Origin of the sequence: Rhizobium sp. BK650 (assembly GCF_014195325.1) — a bacterium.
Classification (GTDB): domain Bacteria; phylum Pseudomonadota; class Alphaproteobacteria; order Rhizobiales; family Rhizobiaceae; genus Rhizobium.
In genome coordinates this window covers 1-15,809 of sequence record NZ_JACIBK010000020.1, presented here as the reverse complement: position 1 = coordinate 15,809, position 15,809 = coordinate 1, and the positions used below count along the sequence as shown (strand labels likewise).

General features: G+C 59.1%; 15 protein-coding genes. 10 read left to right on the top strand and 5 right to left on the bottom strand.

Features of this window, described 5'->3' with window-relative positions; translation table 11 throughout:
• Nucleotides 1-74: 74 nt before the first annotated feature.
• Complete coding sequence (locus FHX15_RS29815; protein ID WP_184401939.1) at nt 75-1,016, bottom strand: LysR family transcriptional regulator; 942 nt, start codon at nt 1,014-1,016, stop codon at nt 75-77.
• Entirely contained in the window at nt 1,013-1,756 is a 744-nt protein-coding gene (hutC, locus tag FHX15_RS29810) for a histidine utilization repressor (RefSeq protein ID WP_184401938.1), read from the bottom strand. Before hutC ends, FHX15_RS29815 begins: the two co-directional genes overlap by 4 nt.
• A 238-nt stretch (nt 1,757-1,994) precedes the next feature.
• Between hutC and FHX15_RS29805 the strand changes: the two genes are divergently transcribed.
• The 4 genes from FHX15_RS29805 to FHX15_RS29790 all read left to right on the top strand — a co-directional run bounded on the left by FHX15_RS29805 (nt 1,995) and on the right by FHX15_RS29790 (nt 5,014).
• Nucleotides 1,995-2,822 carry a transporter substrate-binding domain-containing protein gene (locus FHX15_RS29805; protein WP_184401937.1) on the top strand — a complete coding sequence of 276 codons (828 nt, stop codon included), beginning with the start codon at nt 1,995-1,997 and terminating at the stop codon, nt 2,820-2,822.
• Nucleotides 2,823-2,919: 97 nt separating this feature from the next.
• Nucleotides 2,920-3,561 carry an amino acid ABC transporter permease gene (locus FHX15_RS29800; protein WP_184401936.1) on the top strand — a complete coding sequence of 214 codons (642 nt, stop codon included), beginning with the start codon at nt 2,920-2,922 and terminating at the stop codon, nt 3,559-3,561.
• Nucleotides 3,558-4,226, top strand: a complete 669-nt coding sequence (locus tag FHX15_RS29795) for an amino acid ABC transporter permease (RefSeq protein WP_184401935.1) — start codon at nt 3,558-3,560, stop codon at nt 4,224-4,226. Before FHX15_RS29800 ends, FHX15_RS29795 begins: the two co-directional genes overlap by 4 nt.
• A complete protein-coding gene (locus FHX15_RS29790; RefSeq protein ID WP_184401934.1) occupies nt 4,223-5,014 on the top strand; it encodes an amino acid ABC transporter ATP-binding protein in 792 nt (263 codons plus the stop codon). The genes FHX15_RS29795 and FHX15_RS29790 overlap by 4 nt, the downstream gene beginning before the upstream one ends.
• A gap of 363 nt (nt 5,015-5,377) precedes the next feature.
• On the opposite strand, the gene FHX15_RS29785 is transcribed toward FHX15_RS29790, so the two are convergent.
• Nucleotides 5,378-6,445: a LacI family DNA-binding transcriptional regulator gene (locus tag FHX15_RS29785; RefSeq protein WP_184401933.1), complete on the bottom strand. Its 1,068-nt coding sequence runs from the start codon at nt 6,443-6,445 to the stop codon at nt 5,378-5,380.
• Between the two features lie 224 nt (nt 6,446-6,669).
• On the opposite strand from FHX15_RS29785, the gene FHX15_RS29780 reads away from it, so the two are divergent.
• From FHX15_RS29780 to FHX15_RS29765, 4 genes are read left to right on the top strand one after another with little or no spacing between them, the layout of a single operon-like run.
• On the top strand, nt 6,670-7,506 hold the full coding sequence (locus FHX15_RS29780) for an ABC transporter substrate-binding protein (RefSeq protein ID WP_184401932.1): 837 nt from the start codon (nt 6,670-6,672) through the stop codon (nt 7,504-7,506).
• A gap of 57 nt (nt 7,507-7,563) precedes the next feature.
• Nucleotides 7,564-9,072 (top strand): amino acid ABC transporter permease/ATP-binding protein, encoded by a 1,509-nt coding sequence (locus FHX15_RS31525; protein WP_184401931.1) that lies wholly within the window; start codon nt 7,564-7,566, stop codon nt 9,070-9,072.
• Between the two features lie 21 nt (nt 9,073-9,093).
• Nucleotides 9,094-10,101: a Gfo/Idh/MocA family protein gene (locus tag FHX15_RS29770; protein ID WP_184401930.1), complete on the top strand. Its 1,008-nt coding sequence runs from the start codon at nt 9,094-9,096 to the stop codon at nt 10,099-10,101.
• A 44-nt stretch (nt 10,102-10,145) separates the two neighbouring features.
• A complete protein-coding gene (locus FHX15_RS29765; protein WP_184401929.1) occupies nt 10,146-11,276 on the top strand; it encodes an NAD(P)/FAD-dependent oxidoreductase in 1,131 nt (376 codons plus the stop codon).
• Nucleotides 11,277-11,546: 270 nt separating this feature from the next.
• Here FHX15_RS29765 and FHX15_RS29760 read toward each other — a convergent pair whose 3' ends face one another.
• On the bottom strand, nt 11,547-12,275 hold the full coding sequence (locus FHX15_RS29760; protein WP_184401928.1) for an endonuclease/exonuclease/phosphatase family protein: 729 nt from the start codon (nt 12,273-12,275) through the stop codon (nt 11,547-11,549).
• 90 nt (nt 12,276-12,365) lie between these two features.
• Here FHX15_RS29760 and FHX15_RS29755 point away from each other — a divergent pair, with 90 nt between their 5' ends.
• Complete coding sequence (locus FHX15_RS29755) at nt 12,366-13,337, top strand: lysylphosphatidylglycerol synthase domain-containing protein (RefSeq protein ID WP_184401927.1); 972 nt, start codon at nt 12,366-12,368, stop codon at nt 13,335-13,337.
• Here the strand turns inward: FHX15_RS29755 and FHX15_RS29750 are convergent.
• Nucleotides 13,275-14,777 (bottom strand): phospholipase D-like domain-containing protein, encoded by a 1,503-nt coding sequence (locus FHX15_RS29750; protein WP_184401926.1) that lies wholly within the window; start codon nt 14,775-14,777, stop codon nt 13,275-13,277. The two genes, FHX15_RS29755 and FHX15_RS29750, sit on opposite strands and share 63 nt — an antisense overlap.
• Before the next feature lie 420 nt (nt 14,778-15,197).
• On the opposite strand from FHX15_RS29750, the gene FHX15_RS29745 reads away from it, so the two are divergent.
• Complete coding sequence (locus FHX15_RS29745) at nt 15,198-15,560, top strand: cytochrome c (RefSeq protein ID WP_184401925.1); 363 nt, start codon at nt 15,198-15,200, stop codon at nt 15,558-15,560.
• Nucleotides 15,561-15,809 lie beyond the last annotated feature (249 nt).

The following is a 15,809-nucleotide window of genomic DNA, read 5'->3' as shown; positions in this document are numbered from 1 at the left end:
CAACCGGCTGCGGAAATTATCGCCAGGCCCAAATTTTCATCAATATTGCGCAGCTGAGTTCTGTTTTAGTTTTTCTAAAGTGTCGGCCTCGGCGCGGACGCCAGCGCCTGCTGGCGGGAAACACCCACGAGCCAGTCACGGAATTCGCGCCCATGGGGCTTCTGCAACGCCGCGCGGTCCCAGGCGAGATAATAGCTTTCGCGCAGAGCTAGGCGTATGTCGACGGGAATGACGAGCGTCTGTGCCTCAAGCTCATCGGCAATCATAGACATCTGCGCGAGGACGACGCCGCGCTTGTTGACGGCTGCGTCAATCGCACTGCTCGACAGAGTGAAGGAAAGGCCGGCTGCGCTCTCCTCGAACGTGGCGCCCGTCTTGGCAGCAAATTCGCGCCAGCTTGGATAGGGTGAGAAATGCCGCTCCCATTCGACATGCAGGAGTGGATATTCGAGAAGCCCTGCGACGGAGGGCGCCTTGCCCTTGATCAGCGCCGGTGAGCAGGCTGGCACGACCCAATCGCGGAACAGTTCGGTATAGTGGTCGTGCTGCAGCACATCCGATCCATAGCTGATGCGGAAATCGACGTCGTCAAAGCCCATGCGCGGTTCTTTGTCGCGGCCGACAATCCTGACATGAGCGTTCGGATGAAGGGCTTGCCAGTCAAAGATCCGGCGCCCTATCCACTTATTGACGACGGACGATAGGGCGCTCAAAACCAGAGCATTCTCATTGCGAGCCCGTTCCAAAACCTGTTCCGCAAGCGCGAATTGCTCGAAACCCTTCGATATTTCCTGGTGATAGAGCCGCCCCCATTGGGTGAGCTCGACAGTGCGCCCGTTGCGCTCCAACAAGGTGACGCCGAGAAAACTCTCGATCTTGCGAATCTGTTGACTTATCGCGCCGGGGGAAACCTTCAGCTCGAGGGCCGCAGCGCTTACGCCGCCGCACCGGCCGACAGCTTCGAACGCCTGCAAGCCCTTGAGCGGCACGGTTCGGATAACCTGTTTTTCCGTCAAAAGGAGCCTCTCTTCGACCGTTGATTTGGGACCCCTCGCTCCGTTGGATGGAAATCACCGGCGAATTGGAAACGGTCGCCGGGATGGATGATTTCAACGTGAGTGACCGTGCGGCTCATCTGCCATGTCTGGCGGATCAGGGTCAGGCAGGCCTTGCCACGCTCGGTCTCAAGCAGTCGCGCAGTGGCGGCATCGGCCGATACGGCGCGGATGACATGTCTCGCCTTCGACCAAGGCACCATGTCCAGCAACCATTTGCCGGGCGGAACCGACGCAAAGCTTTCGGTTCTTGCAGACGGTACCATGGCGAGCATGATGATGCGCCGCTCAAGCGCATTTGGCTTGCCGTCCACCGTGTGCAGGCAGTGAAGCCGCAGGATGTCCGCTCCCGTCGTCTCGCCGAGCTGTGCGGCGGTGGCGGCATCCAGTGTCTCGACCTTTCGCCGCAGGATCTTGTGGCTGTGGTGGTGTCCCGCCAATTCGGCTTCCGTAGAAATGTCTTGGATATCCATCACGGTGCGGTCGATCTGCCGGGAGGCGACGAAGGAGCCAACCTTGCGGCGGCGCGTGATCATGCCACGTTGCGCCAAGGCCGAAAGAGCCTTGTTCACGGTCATTCGCGAACATTGATACTCTTCTACCAACTCGTGTTCGAAGGGGATGCGATGACCAGGTAGCCAGATGCCGCCCATGATCCTGGTTTCGATGTCTTCGACAATTCTCTGATGAATTGAGACCAAAAATCACCTCGATCCAGCGATGACATTCAATTTCCATCGACGCCGCCGCTCCCGCACTAGGCGGCTACCCGGCACTATGCGGCACAAATCTTGCGTACGTCGAGTTTAGCGTTTGACAGTGTAGGCTGGCCCGTATCTATTTGTATAGACAAAAGCGGATCAGAGAAATCCACTCGGCGGGACAACGATTAGGGAACTTGGACCTTCCACCGGAAGGTTAAAAACTGGAGAGAAAAACATGAGGAAGAATGCGCTTCTGAAGGGGCTGGTCGGCGCTGCGTTTCTGTTCGGCGTGACGATGTCTGCCCATGCGGCCGACACGCTTGCTGCCGTCAAGGCCGCTGGCACCATGAAAGTCGGTACCGAGACGGCCTTCGCACCGTTCGATTTTATCGATGCCGGCGAGCACGTAGGCTTGAATGTCGATCTTTTTGACGAGATCGGCAAGGAACTCGGGGTGAAAATCGAATGGGTCACACTCCCCTGGGATGGCGTCTTCCCGGCGCTCGAAGCCGGCAAGTTCGACGTCGTCGCAGGCCCAGCGACGATCACCAAGAAGCGCATGGAGCGCTATCGTTTTACGCCGCCGCTTGCTGAGGCGACGATTGCGATCCTGAAAAAGGCGGGCGACCAGACGATCAGCAAGCCGGAGGATATCGCTGGCAAGAAGATTGGCGTCGGCAAGGCGACCGCTCAGCTGGACCAGCTCAAGGAGTTTTCCGAAACCCTGCCGACGAAGGTCGATATCCGCGAGTATCCAGCCTTCACCGAGTCCTATGCGGATCTCGCGGCCGGCCGAATCGCTGGTGTTGCCAACTCACTGCCGAATATAGCTTTCGTCGCCAAGCAGCGCGAAGGCACGTTCGAAGTCGTACTGCCGCCATTTGGCAAGAAATCCTACTTCGGCTTTATCGGCCTGAAGGATGCAGATCATGCGCCGCTGATGGACGCAATCGACGCGGCCATGCTGAAAATCAAAGCTGACGGTCGGATGGCGACGCTGCAGAAAAAGTGGTTCGGCGCGAGCTTCGACACACCGGATTCCGTCAAGGATCCGGCATTCTGATCAGCCATCGGAAATCGGCCATGCTTGCGCAGATGCCGGGCATGGCCGGGAAAAGCGACCGGATCTTCCTCACCGCCAAGCGAGCGAAATCTGAACAATGTCCGTTAAACTCTTCGAGTTGCTTTTGCAGGCATCGATCTACACGGTGACCATCAGCGTTGTGTCGATCCTCATTGGCTTTGCGATTGCGATCCTTCTTTCGGGAATGCTGCTGTCGAGGCGAGGGCTTTTCGTGCGCCCTGCCCAGATTTTCATCAGCTTTTTCCGCGGCGTGCCGCTTCTGGTGCAGCTGCTGTTGATCTACAATCTTCTTCCGGTCATCGGCATCAATGTACCGAGCATCGTGGCCGCGATCATCGGCCTGTCACTCTGCACGGCAGCCTACCAGGCGGAGAACCTGCGCGGCGGCTTTGCCAGCGTGCCTTCAGGCCTGGTGGAGTCGGCGGAAATGGTTGGGCTGACGCCGCGCCAGATCTTCCGACGCGTCAAGGTCCCGATGGCCCTGCGCCTTACGTTTCCAGCTCTCGTCAACGAGGCGATTCTCATTCTCAAGGCCTCGTCGTTGGTCTCAGTCGTTGGCATTGTCGAACTGACGCGCATGGCGCAGGACCTTGCCGGCAGCACCTTCCTGCCGCTGCAGCTTTTCGCATCCGCCGGTCTCATCTATCTGGTGATCAACTGGATGGTCGCCCTTGCCGGCGGCCTTATCGAAAATAGCCTGCCGGGGGCGCCGCGGTGACCTTCGACATCAATGTGCTCATCGGGCAGTGGCCCGCCATCGTCAGCGGTGCCGGCGTGACGATCATGATCTGGATCCTCGGCACCATCGCTGCGGCCGTCATCGGTTTCCTGATGGCTGTCGCCAGGCAATATGGCGGCGTGCTGATCGACAAGGCGCTGGGCGCCGTCGTAGCCATACTACGCGGCACGCCGTTTCTCATCCAGATATTTCTGGTCTATTACGGTGGCCCCTTTGTCGGCCTTGATCTTGATCCCTTGCCTGCCGGATTGATCGGCATTTCCATCTATGGTGCGGCCTATTTCAGCGAAATCTTCCGATCCGGCTTCCAGGCTGTGCCGCGGGGACATATTGAGGCCGGCGAATGTGTCGGCCTCACTCAGGGGCAGATTGTCAGGCGCATTCTATTGCCGGAAATGACGATGCTGGTGCTGCCACCATTCGTGAATATGGTGGTCATCCTGATGAAAGAGACGGCGGTCTTGTCCATTATCACCGTGCCGGAGCTGACGGCGACGCTGAGCGCAATCGGTTCGCAGCAATATGCCTTCGTCGAAGCGCTCTCCGCGTTGGCGCTTTTCTATTGGGTGCTCGTCGAAGTGACTGGCTGGCTTGGCAACCTTGCTGAAACGAAACTATCCAGATTCAGGTTTTTCAACGCATGAGTGTCCCCGCAATAGCAGTCAAGAATCTCGTCAAGACTTTCGGAGAAACCACAGTCCTTCACGATGTCAATCTCACCATCGAGCCCGGGCAGGTTTCCTGTCTCATCGGCCCATCCGGCTCCGGCAAGAGCACGCTCTTACGCTGCATGGCTTTTCTTGAAGAGGCAACACGCGGGACGATCTCCATCAACGGCGAGGTGCTTGGTTATACCGAGGATTCGCAAGGGCGGCGCGAGCGCATCTCGGCTGCCGCCAACCGCGCGATCCGCTCCCAAATCGGCATGGTGTTCCAGCAGTTCAATCTATGGCCGCATATGACGGCGCTTGGCAATGTCAGCGAGGCACTGAAAACGGTTCACAAGATGAGCCGCAAGGATGCCGAGGAGCGGGCAATGGCCCAGCTCGTCAAGGTTGGCCTTGAGGGCCGGGCGGGACACTATCCCTCACAGCTGTCAGGCGGCCAACAGCAGCGCGTGGCGATCGCTCGTGCCCTGGCGCTGAAGCCCAAGATCATGCTGTTTGACGAGCCGACGTCGTCGCTTGACCCGGAGTTGACTGGCGAAGTCTTGAACGTCATGCGCGATCTGGCAGCCGAGGGCATGACGATGGTCGTCGTATCGCACGAAATAGGTTTTGCCGCGACCGTCGGTCAGCAGATCATCTTTCTTGACCACGGAAAGGTGCTCTTCAGCGGATCGCCCCAGGAGGTCTTTAAGAAACCGAGAAATCTCCGTCTTGAACAATTCCTCGATACCTATCTCGACCGTGGAGCCTCGATGTTGATGTAGTATCCATTGCCTTCCAAATCGTCAGGCAGGCCAAGTCAGCCTAGACTCCTGCTCAAACGTGATCTGCCTTGACAAGGAATCCATGAAGGCAAATCGGCAAACCACTCAAGGGTCTGCTCCTCGAAATTGGTCTTGACGGTCGAAAAGTGTCCGAAACGGCCGCCGATGGAGGTCGCCGGTTCCAATCTGTCTAGGACGATCGTTTGCATCCTATCTCGCGATATCCTCTTTTTGTCGCTCTTTAACGCTCTTGGCAGACTGCACCGGTTCAACGGGAAGTTCTTCCATTGAGCAGCGCCTGGGCTCAAACCACGTCTCGCAACTATTGGGTGGCGCTTTTGAACCAACGGCATCAATTGATAATCAAAACACCTCCCGCATTGAGGCGCGTTCAAGGATCTCAGTTTTCAATATCACTTTACGGGCAGGCCCAGCTTCGCCGTTCAACCGCTCGACCAGTAATTTGGCCGCTGTCGCTCCGAGATCGTAGACCGGTTGGCGCACAACAGTAACCGGGGGCGTCGTTACGGACGTCCAGTCCGCGTCGTGAAACGACACCAGCGACAGGTCGTCTGGAATGCTCAGCCCCAGTTGACGGTGAACCTTGAACACCTCCAGGCCGATTATACTATCCGATGCGATGACAGCCGTCGGACGCTGCGCCGATTGGAGCATCTCGGTAACAATGCGATGGGTATGTTCCGAGCTAACGGCGCCGACGTGGACCCAATCCTCCATGCCGGTCAGGCCAGCCTCCCGGCAGACGGCGAGGAACCCTTCGATACGCCGCCGCACCGAGCCGGTACCTATATCTCTTACCGTGCGGAAGCGATGGCTCGGCGTGTCGCAGGCGGTAAGATAGGCGATGCGACTGTGCCCCAGCGTAATCAGCCGGCGCGTTATGTTTTCGGCGGCGTGCCGGTCATCGGCAATGACGGTATCGACGTCGAGCGTGTCGCTTCCGCGGTCGAGCAAGGCGAGCGGCAAGCCGGAGCGAACAGCCTCATGTAGGTGCTCGACATCGGTTTCCTTAGCAGGTGAGACGATGAGGCCATCGACGCGTTTGGCAAGCAGAGTGCGGATGGCCGCCCGTTCCGCGACCAAGTCTTCCCCTGAATTGATGAGGATGACAGTGAATCCGGCCTGCCGGGCGACATCGGTGATGCCGCGCACGGCGAGGCTGAAGAACGGGTTTTCGATGTCACCCACAACGACGCCAATCGTGCCGGAGCGACCGGTCGTCATGCTGCGGGCAAGCTCGTTTGGTCGGTAATCGAGTTCGCGCGCGGCGGCGACGACGGCCGCGCGCACCCGATCGCTGACGGTTCCATATCCGCCCAGAACCCGCGCAGCCGTCGCCTTTGAGACGCCTGCCTTATGCGCGACGTCGGCGACCGTGACGGAGGTGCTTCTGGCTGTGGTTTGGTCCATGAGGATAGCCTTACAAGAGATATTAGGGAGTGGCAAATGCGAAGAGAGCACTTGACAAATATCAAAGAGACCGGTCTCTTTCCAATTGAGACCGGTCTCAACAAGAAACGAAGTTTCAGAGCCTGTGCTTGTCATCGATTGGACGCACGGCGCGAGCCGTCGTCCGGACGGATGCATATGCCTTGAAGAAGAAGCAGAGATCACCACCAGAGGAGACGAAACCAATGCAATTGATGCAAACCTTCAAAATCCCGCTTGCCCGAGCACGCACCGCTACTGTCACGATTGCGCTGTTCGTGCTGGCAGGTGCCGCACTATCGGTCCATGCACAGGACAATCCGCTCCATCTTATCGACCCAGCCGTCATCAGCGTCGGCACGATGGGCGATGCCAAGCCCTATGCCTTCACCACCGCCGACGGCGGTTTTACTGGCTTCGACATTGAGCTGTTCCTCAACGTCGCGGAACGCCTGGGGTTCAAGAAGGAGCAGGTCGTATTCACCGGTCAGGAGTTCTCGGCCTTGATGCCTTCGGTCGCCAACAGCCGTTTCGATGTGGCCGCCGCAGCCATCGGAACGACGGACAAGCGCAAGGAGACCGTGGATTTTTCAGATGGCTATCTGGCCGGTTTCCTCACTGTCCTGACGCCGGATGCCGGCATCACCGACGTCGCCACCCTTAAGGGCAAGCGCGTTGGTGTGGTGCAGGGGACCCTGCAGGAAATCTATGCCGAGAAGAATTTTGCCGGTGCTGACCTCGTGAAATTCCCGGATAACAATTCCGCAGTCTCGGCGCTCAACAATGGCACGGTCGACGCCCACTTCCTCGACTACGAAGCGGCGAAAGACTATTCGACGCGCTATCCTGAGCTGAGGGTCGCCGTCAACATCCCGAGCTTCGATGCGCCGGCCGGCTTCGTGATCCGCAAGGGAAATGATGCCCTGCGCGAAGCGTTGAACAAGGGTCTGCACGAAGCCATGCAGGACGGTACCTGGAAAAAGCTGCACGAAAAGTGGTTCCCGGGCACGCCGATGCCGGAGGCCTATCTCCCCAAGCCGTGATGCCGACGACCGGTCCGGCTTATCGTCGGATCGGTCCTTCTTTCAAGGAACCTCCTGATGAACTGGCTTGAAAATCTCCGCCGCAGCTTCATGGACTGGAACGCCATGGCTGAGGTCCTGCCGACCATGATCACTGTCGGCCTCAAGAACACGCTGATCCTTGCAGCGGCCTCGACGGTGCTTGGCATCGTCATCGGCATGGCGCTCGCGATCATGGGCATCTCCAGGTCGCCCTGGCTTCGTATCCCCGCCCGTCTCTATACAGATATCTTTCGCGGCCTGCCGGCCATCGTCACCATTCTCCTGATCGGCCAGGGATTTGCCCGCATCGGTCGCGAGTTGTTCGGCCCGTCGCCCTATCCGCTCGGCATTGTTTCGCTCAGCTTGATCGCCGGTGCGTATATTGGCGAGATTTTCCGTTCTGGCATCCAGAGCGTCGAGCGCGGCCAGATGGAAGCCTGCCGGGCGCTGTCGATGAGCTACGGCCAGGGGATGCGGCTCATCGTCATGCCACAGGGCGTGCGCCGCGTGCTGCCGGCCCTCGTCAACCAGTTCATCGGCAACGTCAAGGACTCGAGCCTTGTCTATTTTCTCGGCCTGCTCGCCTCTGAGCGCGAGATCTTCCGCGTCGGACAGGACCAAGCCGTCGTGACCGGTAATCTTTCACCGCTGCTCCTTGCGGGCATCTTCTACCTCGTTGTCACTGTACCGCTCACCCATGTCGTCAACGCTATCGACAGTCGCCTGCGGCTCGGCAAGCAGCGCCCGGCAATCGTCACCAGCGGGCTTGAGGAGGTGAGCGAACTTGACGGCGCCGGCCGCGCATCGGAGGCCGCCTTCAAGGGGGGAAGCCTCGAGGTCCTCAATCTCGGGATGGCCTACGGCGAACTCGAAGTGCTGAAGGGTGTCGAGCTCTCGGTGAAGCCGGGCAGCGTTACCTGCATCATCGGCCCGTCCGGCTCCGGCAAATCGACATTGTTGCGCGGGCTGAACCGTCTCGTCGAGCCCAAGAGCGGCGACGTCCTCATCGACGGCGAAAGCATCCTGGCCATGAAGCCAGAAACCTTGCGCCGCCGCGTCGGGATGGTGTTCCAGCACTTCAACCTCTTCCCTGACCATACAGCACTTGAAAACGTCATGCTCTCCCTGACGAAGATCAAGGGCCTGCCGAAGGCTGAAGCCGAGCGCATAGCCAGGGCGCGGCTTGCCGACGTCGGCCTTGCGAGCCGGCAGCATCACCGCCCCGGCGGCCTTTCGGGCGGGCAGCAGCAGCGAGTGGCCATCGCTCGAGCCCTTGCCATGGAGCCGGAGGTCATTCTCTTCGACGAGGTGACCAGCGCACTCGATCCTGAGTTGGTCAAGGGCGTGCTTAATCTGATGGCCGATCTTGGCAGGCGCGGGATGACAATGGTCGTTGTCACCCACGAAATGGGCTTCGCCCGCCGCGTCGCCGATCAGGTTGTCTTCATGGACGAGGGGCGTGTGATGGAAGCAGGCACGCCCGAGGCAATCTTCGACAATCCGCAGAGCCCGCGCCTCCAACGCTTCCTTGCCGAAGTGCTCTGAGCACGGGACGGGAGAAAGTCAATGACACGAAAGATACGATGGGGCGTGCTCGGCTGCGCGGACATTGCTACCAAGTCCGTGATCCCCGCCATCCAATCCAGCCGGCTCGGCCGCGTGAGCGCGATCGCCTCGCGAGATCCAGGCAAGGCCACGCAGATGGCCGCCCGTTTCGGCATCGACAGGGCCTACGGCAGTTATGAGGCCCTGCTCGCTGATCCCGATATCGATGCGATCTACAACCCGTTGCCCAACCATCTGCATGTGCCGCTGACGATCAGGGCGTTGCAGCACGACAAGCCGGTGCTCTGCGAAAAGCCGATTGCCCTTAGTGCTGCGCAGGCACTGGAACTTCAAACCCCGCACAAGGCCGCCCGCCTGCCGGTCGCCGAAGCCTTCATGATCCGCTATCATCCGCAATGGAAGAAAGCGCGCGCATTGGTCGCCGAGGGAAGGCTCGGCGAGGTGAGGGCCATTCAGACGATCTTCTCCTATTATCTCGACGATCCTGCCAATGTGCGCAACCAGGCCGATATTGGTGGCGGCGGCCTGTTCGATGTCGGCTGCTATGCGATCAATACCGCGCGCTTGCTGTTCGAGGCCGAACCAGCGCGGGCAATCGCCTTGATGGAGCGGCATCCAGTCTTCGGAACGGATCGGTTGACTAGCGGACTGCTCGAATTTCCAGAGGGAAGGCAGCTCGCCTTCACCTGCTCCACTCAGCTTGCGCTCACGCAGAAGGTCACGGTGCTTGGAACTCTTGGGCGCCTGGAAATCCCGATCCCCTTCAACGCGCCGGCCGATAAACCGACCGTCCTCGTGCTCGATGACGGCCGCGATCTTGCCGGCGGAGGGCGCGAGCAGATCGCCATAGAACCTGCCGACCAATACCGCGAGCAGGTCGATGCCTTCGCTGAATCCGTGCTCTTCGGCACCCCGCTCGATACGGGGCTGGAGAATGCGCTCGCCAACACGAGGGCGATCGACGCGCTCTTCCGCTCCGCCGTCAGCGGCCGCTGGGAAGAGCCGTGAGCGCACCATCCATCCGCATGACCAACCAATCGAAGGACACTACCATGACCGAGAACATAATCTCTTCGGCCGTCATCATCGGCGCCGGCATCTTCGGCGTCTCAACGGCCGTCCAGCTAGCGCGACGCGGTGTCTGCGTGACCATCCTTAATGACGGTCCGCCGGCCAACGGCGCTTCCGGCCGCTCCCTCTCGTGGCTGAACTCGGCGCGCATGCGCTCTGAACCCTACCACCGGCTGCGTATGGCCGGCATCGACCGTTATCGTACGCTTTCGGCGCGGTTTCCGGATGCCAATTGGCTCCGCTTCGACGGAGGCTTGACCTGGGACGCCGATGACGAGCGCAACGAGATCGATGCGGCCTATCGGTATGAGGTGTCACTCGGCTATGATGCACAATGGCTGCCGGGCGCCGATGTCGCGGCTGTCACGCCCGGCGTAAACGCGAGCGCGATCACGTCTCAGGGCGCCATTTTCAATCCGGGTGAGGGTTGGGTCGATCTGCCAACGCTGATCGGCCTCCTTCTGAAGGAATATTCTAGGCTCGGGGGCGCGCTGGTGACGGACCAGGGAGCCGCACGGGCCGTGATCGAGGGCGGCCGGGTGGTCGGTGCCGAGACGGCGATGGGCGGACGTTTCCCGGCGGATGCCGTTGTGCTAGCGACCGGTCCTGCCGTGCCGCGGATGGCCGCCGAGAGCGGGCAGACCATCGGCGATGGGACGCCGATCGCCCTTCTCGTGCAGACTAAACCGCTCGCCCATCCCCTGCGCGCCGTCCTGAACACGCCGCGTGTCGCCGTTCGTCCCGCACCGGGCGGCGCCTTTTCGCTCGATGCCGACTGGGCGGCAGACGAAGGGGTTAGGCGGCGCCCGGACGGCGGATTTGATATCGACGACACCGTCATTGCGGCTCTTCTGGCCGAAGCCGCAAACGTAATGGAGGGTAATCCGAAGCTTGAGGTCGCCAGGATCGGCGTCGGCGGTAAGCCGATACCTGGCGATGGTGAACCGGTTGTCGGTGCACTGAAGGCGATCAAAGGTTATTACGTCGCCTTCAGTCATAGCGGCGCAACACTCGGGCTCATCCTGGGGGAATTACTCGCTTTCGAGGTCGCAAGGGGTGACGAGCATCCCATGCTTGCGACCTTCCGCCCTGAGCGTTTCGCGTTCAGATAAGCCGATCTTACGCGTCTTCGAGAAGATGAGCCTGCTGCTGCGGCGGGCCTTCGTTTCAAACACATCGATGGGGGCGTCGGTTCAAATCCGTTTAAAGCGGGGCGCCTCTTCGAAACAGTTGGCGAGCCGAGAGGTTTTCAGGCTGTTTGGTGGCCGCGTAATCCGGACGAATTCCAAAGCTGGGGTTGCAGAGTTAGCAATCCAGTGGATGCGCCTGCGACGATCAACTCGACCTCATACAAACGATGGGCCGGGCGGCAGGAGTACGCGTCAATCGAAACCGACTTCCGCACGAAGTGGAAGGTGGTCCGAGGCGATCCTCGCCAGCCGCGTTCCAAGAACTGCAGCGCTTTTTACAGTTAGATCGCCGGTTACGAATATGTGGTCGAGACGCATTAGCGGAAGGCGAGAAGGGAAGGTGGCCTTTGGCGCCGCCTTGCCGGTGAGTTGGGCATCCTTCAATGAGCGCGTAGCAAGGCGATAGGTCGCCGATGCCGGAACGGCATTGAAATCGCCGCAGAGGATGGCCGAAACGGGTTCGTCGGCAGCGACGCCGAGCCAGCCGGAACTCAACAGCGTGGTCATCTGCTGGATCCGCTCGCGCCCGCGAAGACCGAGATGCGTGTTGATCACGAGCAGTTTTCTTTCACCAATCATGATTTCGACGGACAAGGCGCCGCGCTTTTCGCCGATGGATGGCAGCGGGCCAGCCTTGACAGCGCCCGTCGGCAGGGCGGTGATGATAGCATCGCCGTACTGTTCTTCGGCGACCGACAGGACCGGATGGAAGTGCGCCTCCATCTTGAGAAGTGATGCGATCATGCGTGCCTGGTCGACGCCGCCTGTCCTTCGCCGTCCTACATCGACTTCCTGCAGGGCGATGATGTCGGCGTCGGCTTCGGCGATGACATTGGCGATGCGGCCGGGGTCAAGCTTGCCGTCGGTGCCGATGCAGCTGTGTACGTTGTAGGTCAGGAGTCTGATCGGTTTGTAGGGCATGTCCTTGGTGAAAGATTGCTGTAGCGAGGAACACAGAATTCATTCGTTCGTTCCCCGAAGATCGACTCCCATCTTCGATATGGACGATCAATGACATTGAAAAGCATAATCTGGAACGGGCTGCTCCTTGGCGCTTTGTGCCTGGCATTCTTTCTTCTCTATCGGATTTTCGAGCAGTATAGTTTCGATCAGGTCGTCGAATCGGTGCAAAGCATCCCTTTCTGGAGGTTTTGCGTCGCACTTCTCTGGGCTGCGGCCTCCTACCTCTGCCTGAGTTGCTTCGATTTCCTGGCGATCCGGGCCCTCGGCAAATCCCTGCCTTACCCAAAAGTCGCACTAGCTTCCTTCGTCAGTCTTTCACTCGGCCACAATATCGGCTTTGCGGGTTTAAGCAGCGGAGCCATTCGCTACCGCTATTACAAACACTGGGGACTCACAGCCGAGGATGTAGCGAAGATTATTCTTTTTTGCGGTGTCACAGTAGCACTGGGGCTGGTCACGCTGGGTGCCGTTGCAATGATCGTCAATCCTGTCGACGCCGGGCGTCTTCTGCGGATTGAGACGGCAACAAGCCGACTTTCCGGCTCGCTTGCCCTCCTCGCGCCAATCGCCTATGCAGTGCTGGCTTTTCTTGTCCGCGCTAAACTGCGGCTCTGGCGCTGGTCCTTTCAGTTGCCGCGGTTTTCCATTGCCGTTGCGCAGATCGCGATCGGGACGATCAACTTCGTCTTCGTTTCTGCCTGTCTGCACCAGGTACTCTTGGCCTTTGGCTCGGTTGCCTTCTTTCAGTCGACGACAGCTTTCGTGCTCGCCAATTCGGCGATCCTCGCGACGCATGTCCCAGGCGGCCTCGGTGTGCTCGAGGCGACCGTTGCCTATGTCGTACCCAAGGAGGCGTCGATCGGTGCACTGATTGCATTTCGTTGCGCCTATTTCTTCATCCCGTTGACGCTCGGCACCACATTGCTGATTATCAGCGAGGTGGTATTTCGGCGCCGCTCACGCGGGGCGGACGATAAGACCGAGGCGTCGCAAAAACGGCCCCAGGCCCAGTCTGCTTAAGATCGGCAGAGGCCTGCCAGGGTCGAAGACGGCAGTCCCGGCGATGGGAGTGTCGCTGCCGGGTTGGATCGCGAATTCTCGCAGGCCGCGCGGCCCGATGTTGAACGCTGCGATCGCCGCGATCATCGAGCCGCTATGGGTGAGGGCGCCTGCGAAACTTTCTGCGGTGGTACCGAGGAATTCTGCCACAAGCCTGTTACGCAGCTCTGCTATCGCGCGGCGATGCTGTTCATTTTCGGCCTCGAGAAGCATGTCGCATTCTGAATCCAACCCTTCCGAGCGATTGTTGAGATTGGAAGAGCCGATACGAACGAACTCGTCGTCGGCGATGATCAGTTTGGAATGGACAAGTACTTCCACCTCGGCGTCCTTTCCCGGCACGACTGGATAATAGACGCGCAGACGATCGTGGCAGTCTGCTCTTTTCAGGCGCCGTATGACGCGATCGCGATTGTTGCCCATGACGATCTTTTCAATCAGCCCATGGGAGCTGCGCGTGCAGATGACGACCACTTCCGGCCCGTCCTTTTCCTGAAGACGCGCAGCAATGGCGTCGGCGATACGGAAGGAGCAGAGATATTGGGTCTCGATGTAGAGTTCTCGCCTAGCTTTGGCAATGAGTTCAAGCGCCATTGTGATGCCGTCGCTGGAGCCGGGCCGAAGAGCCGTCGCCGGCTCCGTCAGAGCAAAGCTGACCGGGCAATTGACCAGCGAAACTGAAAGATCGGCCGGCCAGCCGAAATCAATGCGCTCGGCAAGCGGCGCATGGGCTTCACCCGTGGCCTCTTTCCAACGCCGTCTTGCGATTTTGCCGATGACCCGCGCGGCATCACCGGTGACCATCGCCTGAACATCATGCAGCGGATCGTAGAAAACGCCTTCGGGCGCGCGCCGCAGTTTGTCGTCGGCGCGATGGCTTCGTGTGTCCCACCGTCGTGACGTCAAGTCTATTCCGCCGATGAAGGAAACCGCATCATCAACGCAGACGAGTTTCTGGTGATGGCTGCTGCGTATCGCGCGCTGGATGTCGAAGCGCAGGTCGATTCGCCGGCTTTTCGGGAAAGCCTTCCTTCGCAGAAGCTTTATGGATTTTTCCGAATAGATAGGGCCAAGCGCCCAGACGAGGATGCGTATTTCCAGCTCCGGATTTGCCGCACTCAGCGCATGCAGCAAGTCGCCCAAGGTTTCATTGGATTTTTGCGGCTCCATCAGGATATCGGGATTGAAGTCCCATCCGATGATCCAGATCGTGCGTCGGGCCTGCCGCAACGTGCGCGCCAGCTCTGCGAAATAATTGTTGCCGTTGATCAGAAAGGCTGTCTTTGCAGCTGTGTCGCGCCTGTGCAAAGCTTCCGTCTTCCGTTCTTCGCCACCGTTCGACTGTCGCTCTTCTGCCTGAGGTAATTGCGGAGGATTGAAGAAATTTTCAGAAATGGTCATGATTGCCTCGGCCTCTGAACTGATCAAAAACGCTCAGAATATCCCGAGGTTCCCGAAGCCTTCCTTCCTGGCCGACGAGCCGGATGAGCAGCTCCGGAAGTCTAGTGCGACGCAATCGCTTATCGCAGGACGCCCTGGTGTCCTGTCGCTATGTGATCGGTGGGAGAGATCCTTGATGGAACGAAGCCAGCTACAGCCGGCTACCACGATTGCGCCATGATCTCGATCGTGTCGATCCCGTTCAATGATCGGCGACATCAGCGGACGCTGGCAACCACTCTTGCCGCCGACATTAGCGGGTCGTCAACCTGATCCAGGAGATGCAACGGAGGAGCCGTGCTGAGGCCGCCTTCCTTAAAAGCCATATTTTGTCTGGACATCTCGTCTATGATTTTGCGTGAACTTCCTCACGAGAACGGCATGAGCGAACAGATGAGATGGACCATTAAGCGGCTGATGCTAGCTGCATCGTCTACCTTCCTCCTCGTTCCGACAATCACAGGCGCCGTTGACGATATCGCGACTTCCCGTCAGCAAGACATGAAGGAGATTGCTGCAGCTGCCAAGACGATCGCGGAGATGTTCAAATCACCGGGCACATATTCATCGTCTGGTTTTAAACAGGCCGCAATGGCTATCAGCGCCAGAGCCGACGAACGGCTCACCTCTCACTTTTCGACATTGACAATGGCAGACGGATCGACGGCAACTGAAGCGATCCGGACCGAACAGGATCGGTTTGCAGCCCTTGCCAAGGACCTCCACTCATTACTGGCACGGTAATTGTGGCTTCCGGAGTCTACCTGACCAATCGAAAGGAACCTCGACCATTGAAAGCTTGACGCATGATCCTTTGGGTGCGTCTTACATTTGATAGCAGCAGTCCTTGTTACTCGTGTGGTTCAACACTCACTCTCCACTGCGAGAGCCAGCGGCAGGTAGAGTGCTGAAGGTTCTGCAAATTTCCTAAAGAAGGCGGCCATGGCAGACTGGTGATGTTCAATGTCACCAATTCCCCGGAGGGAACGCCAC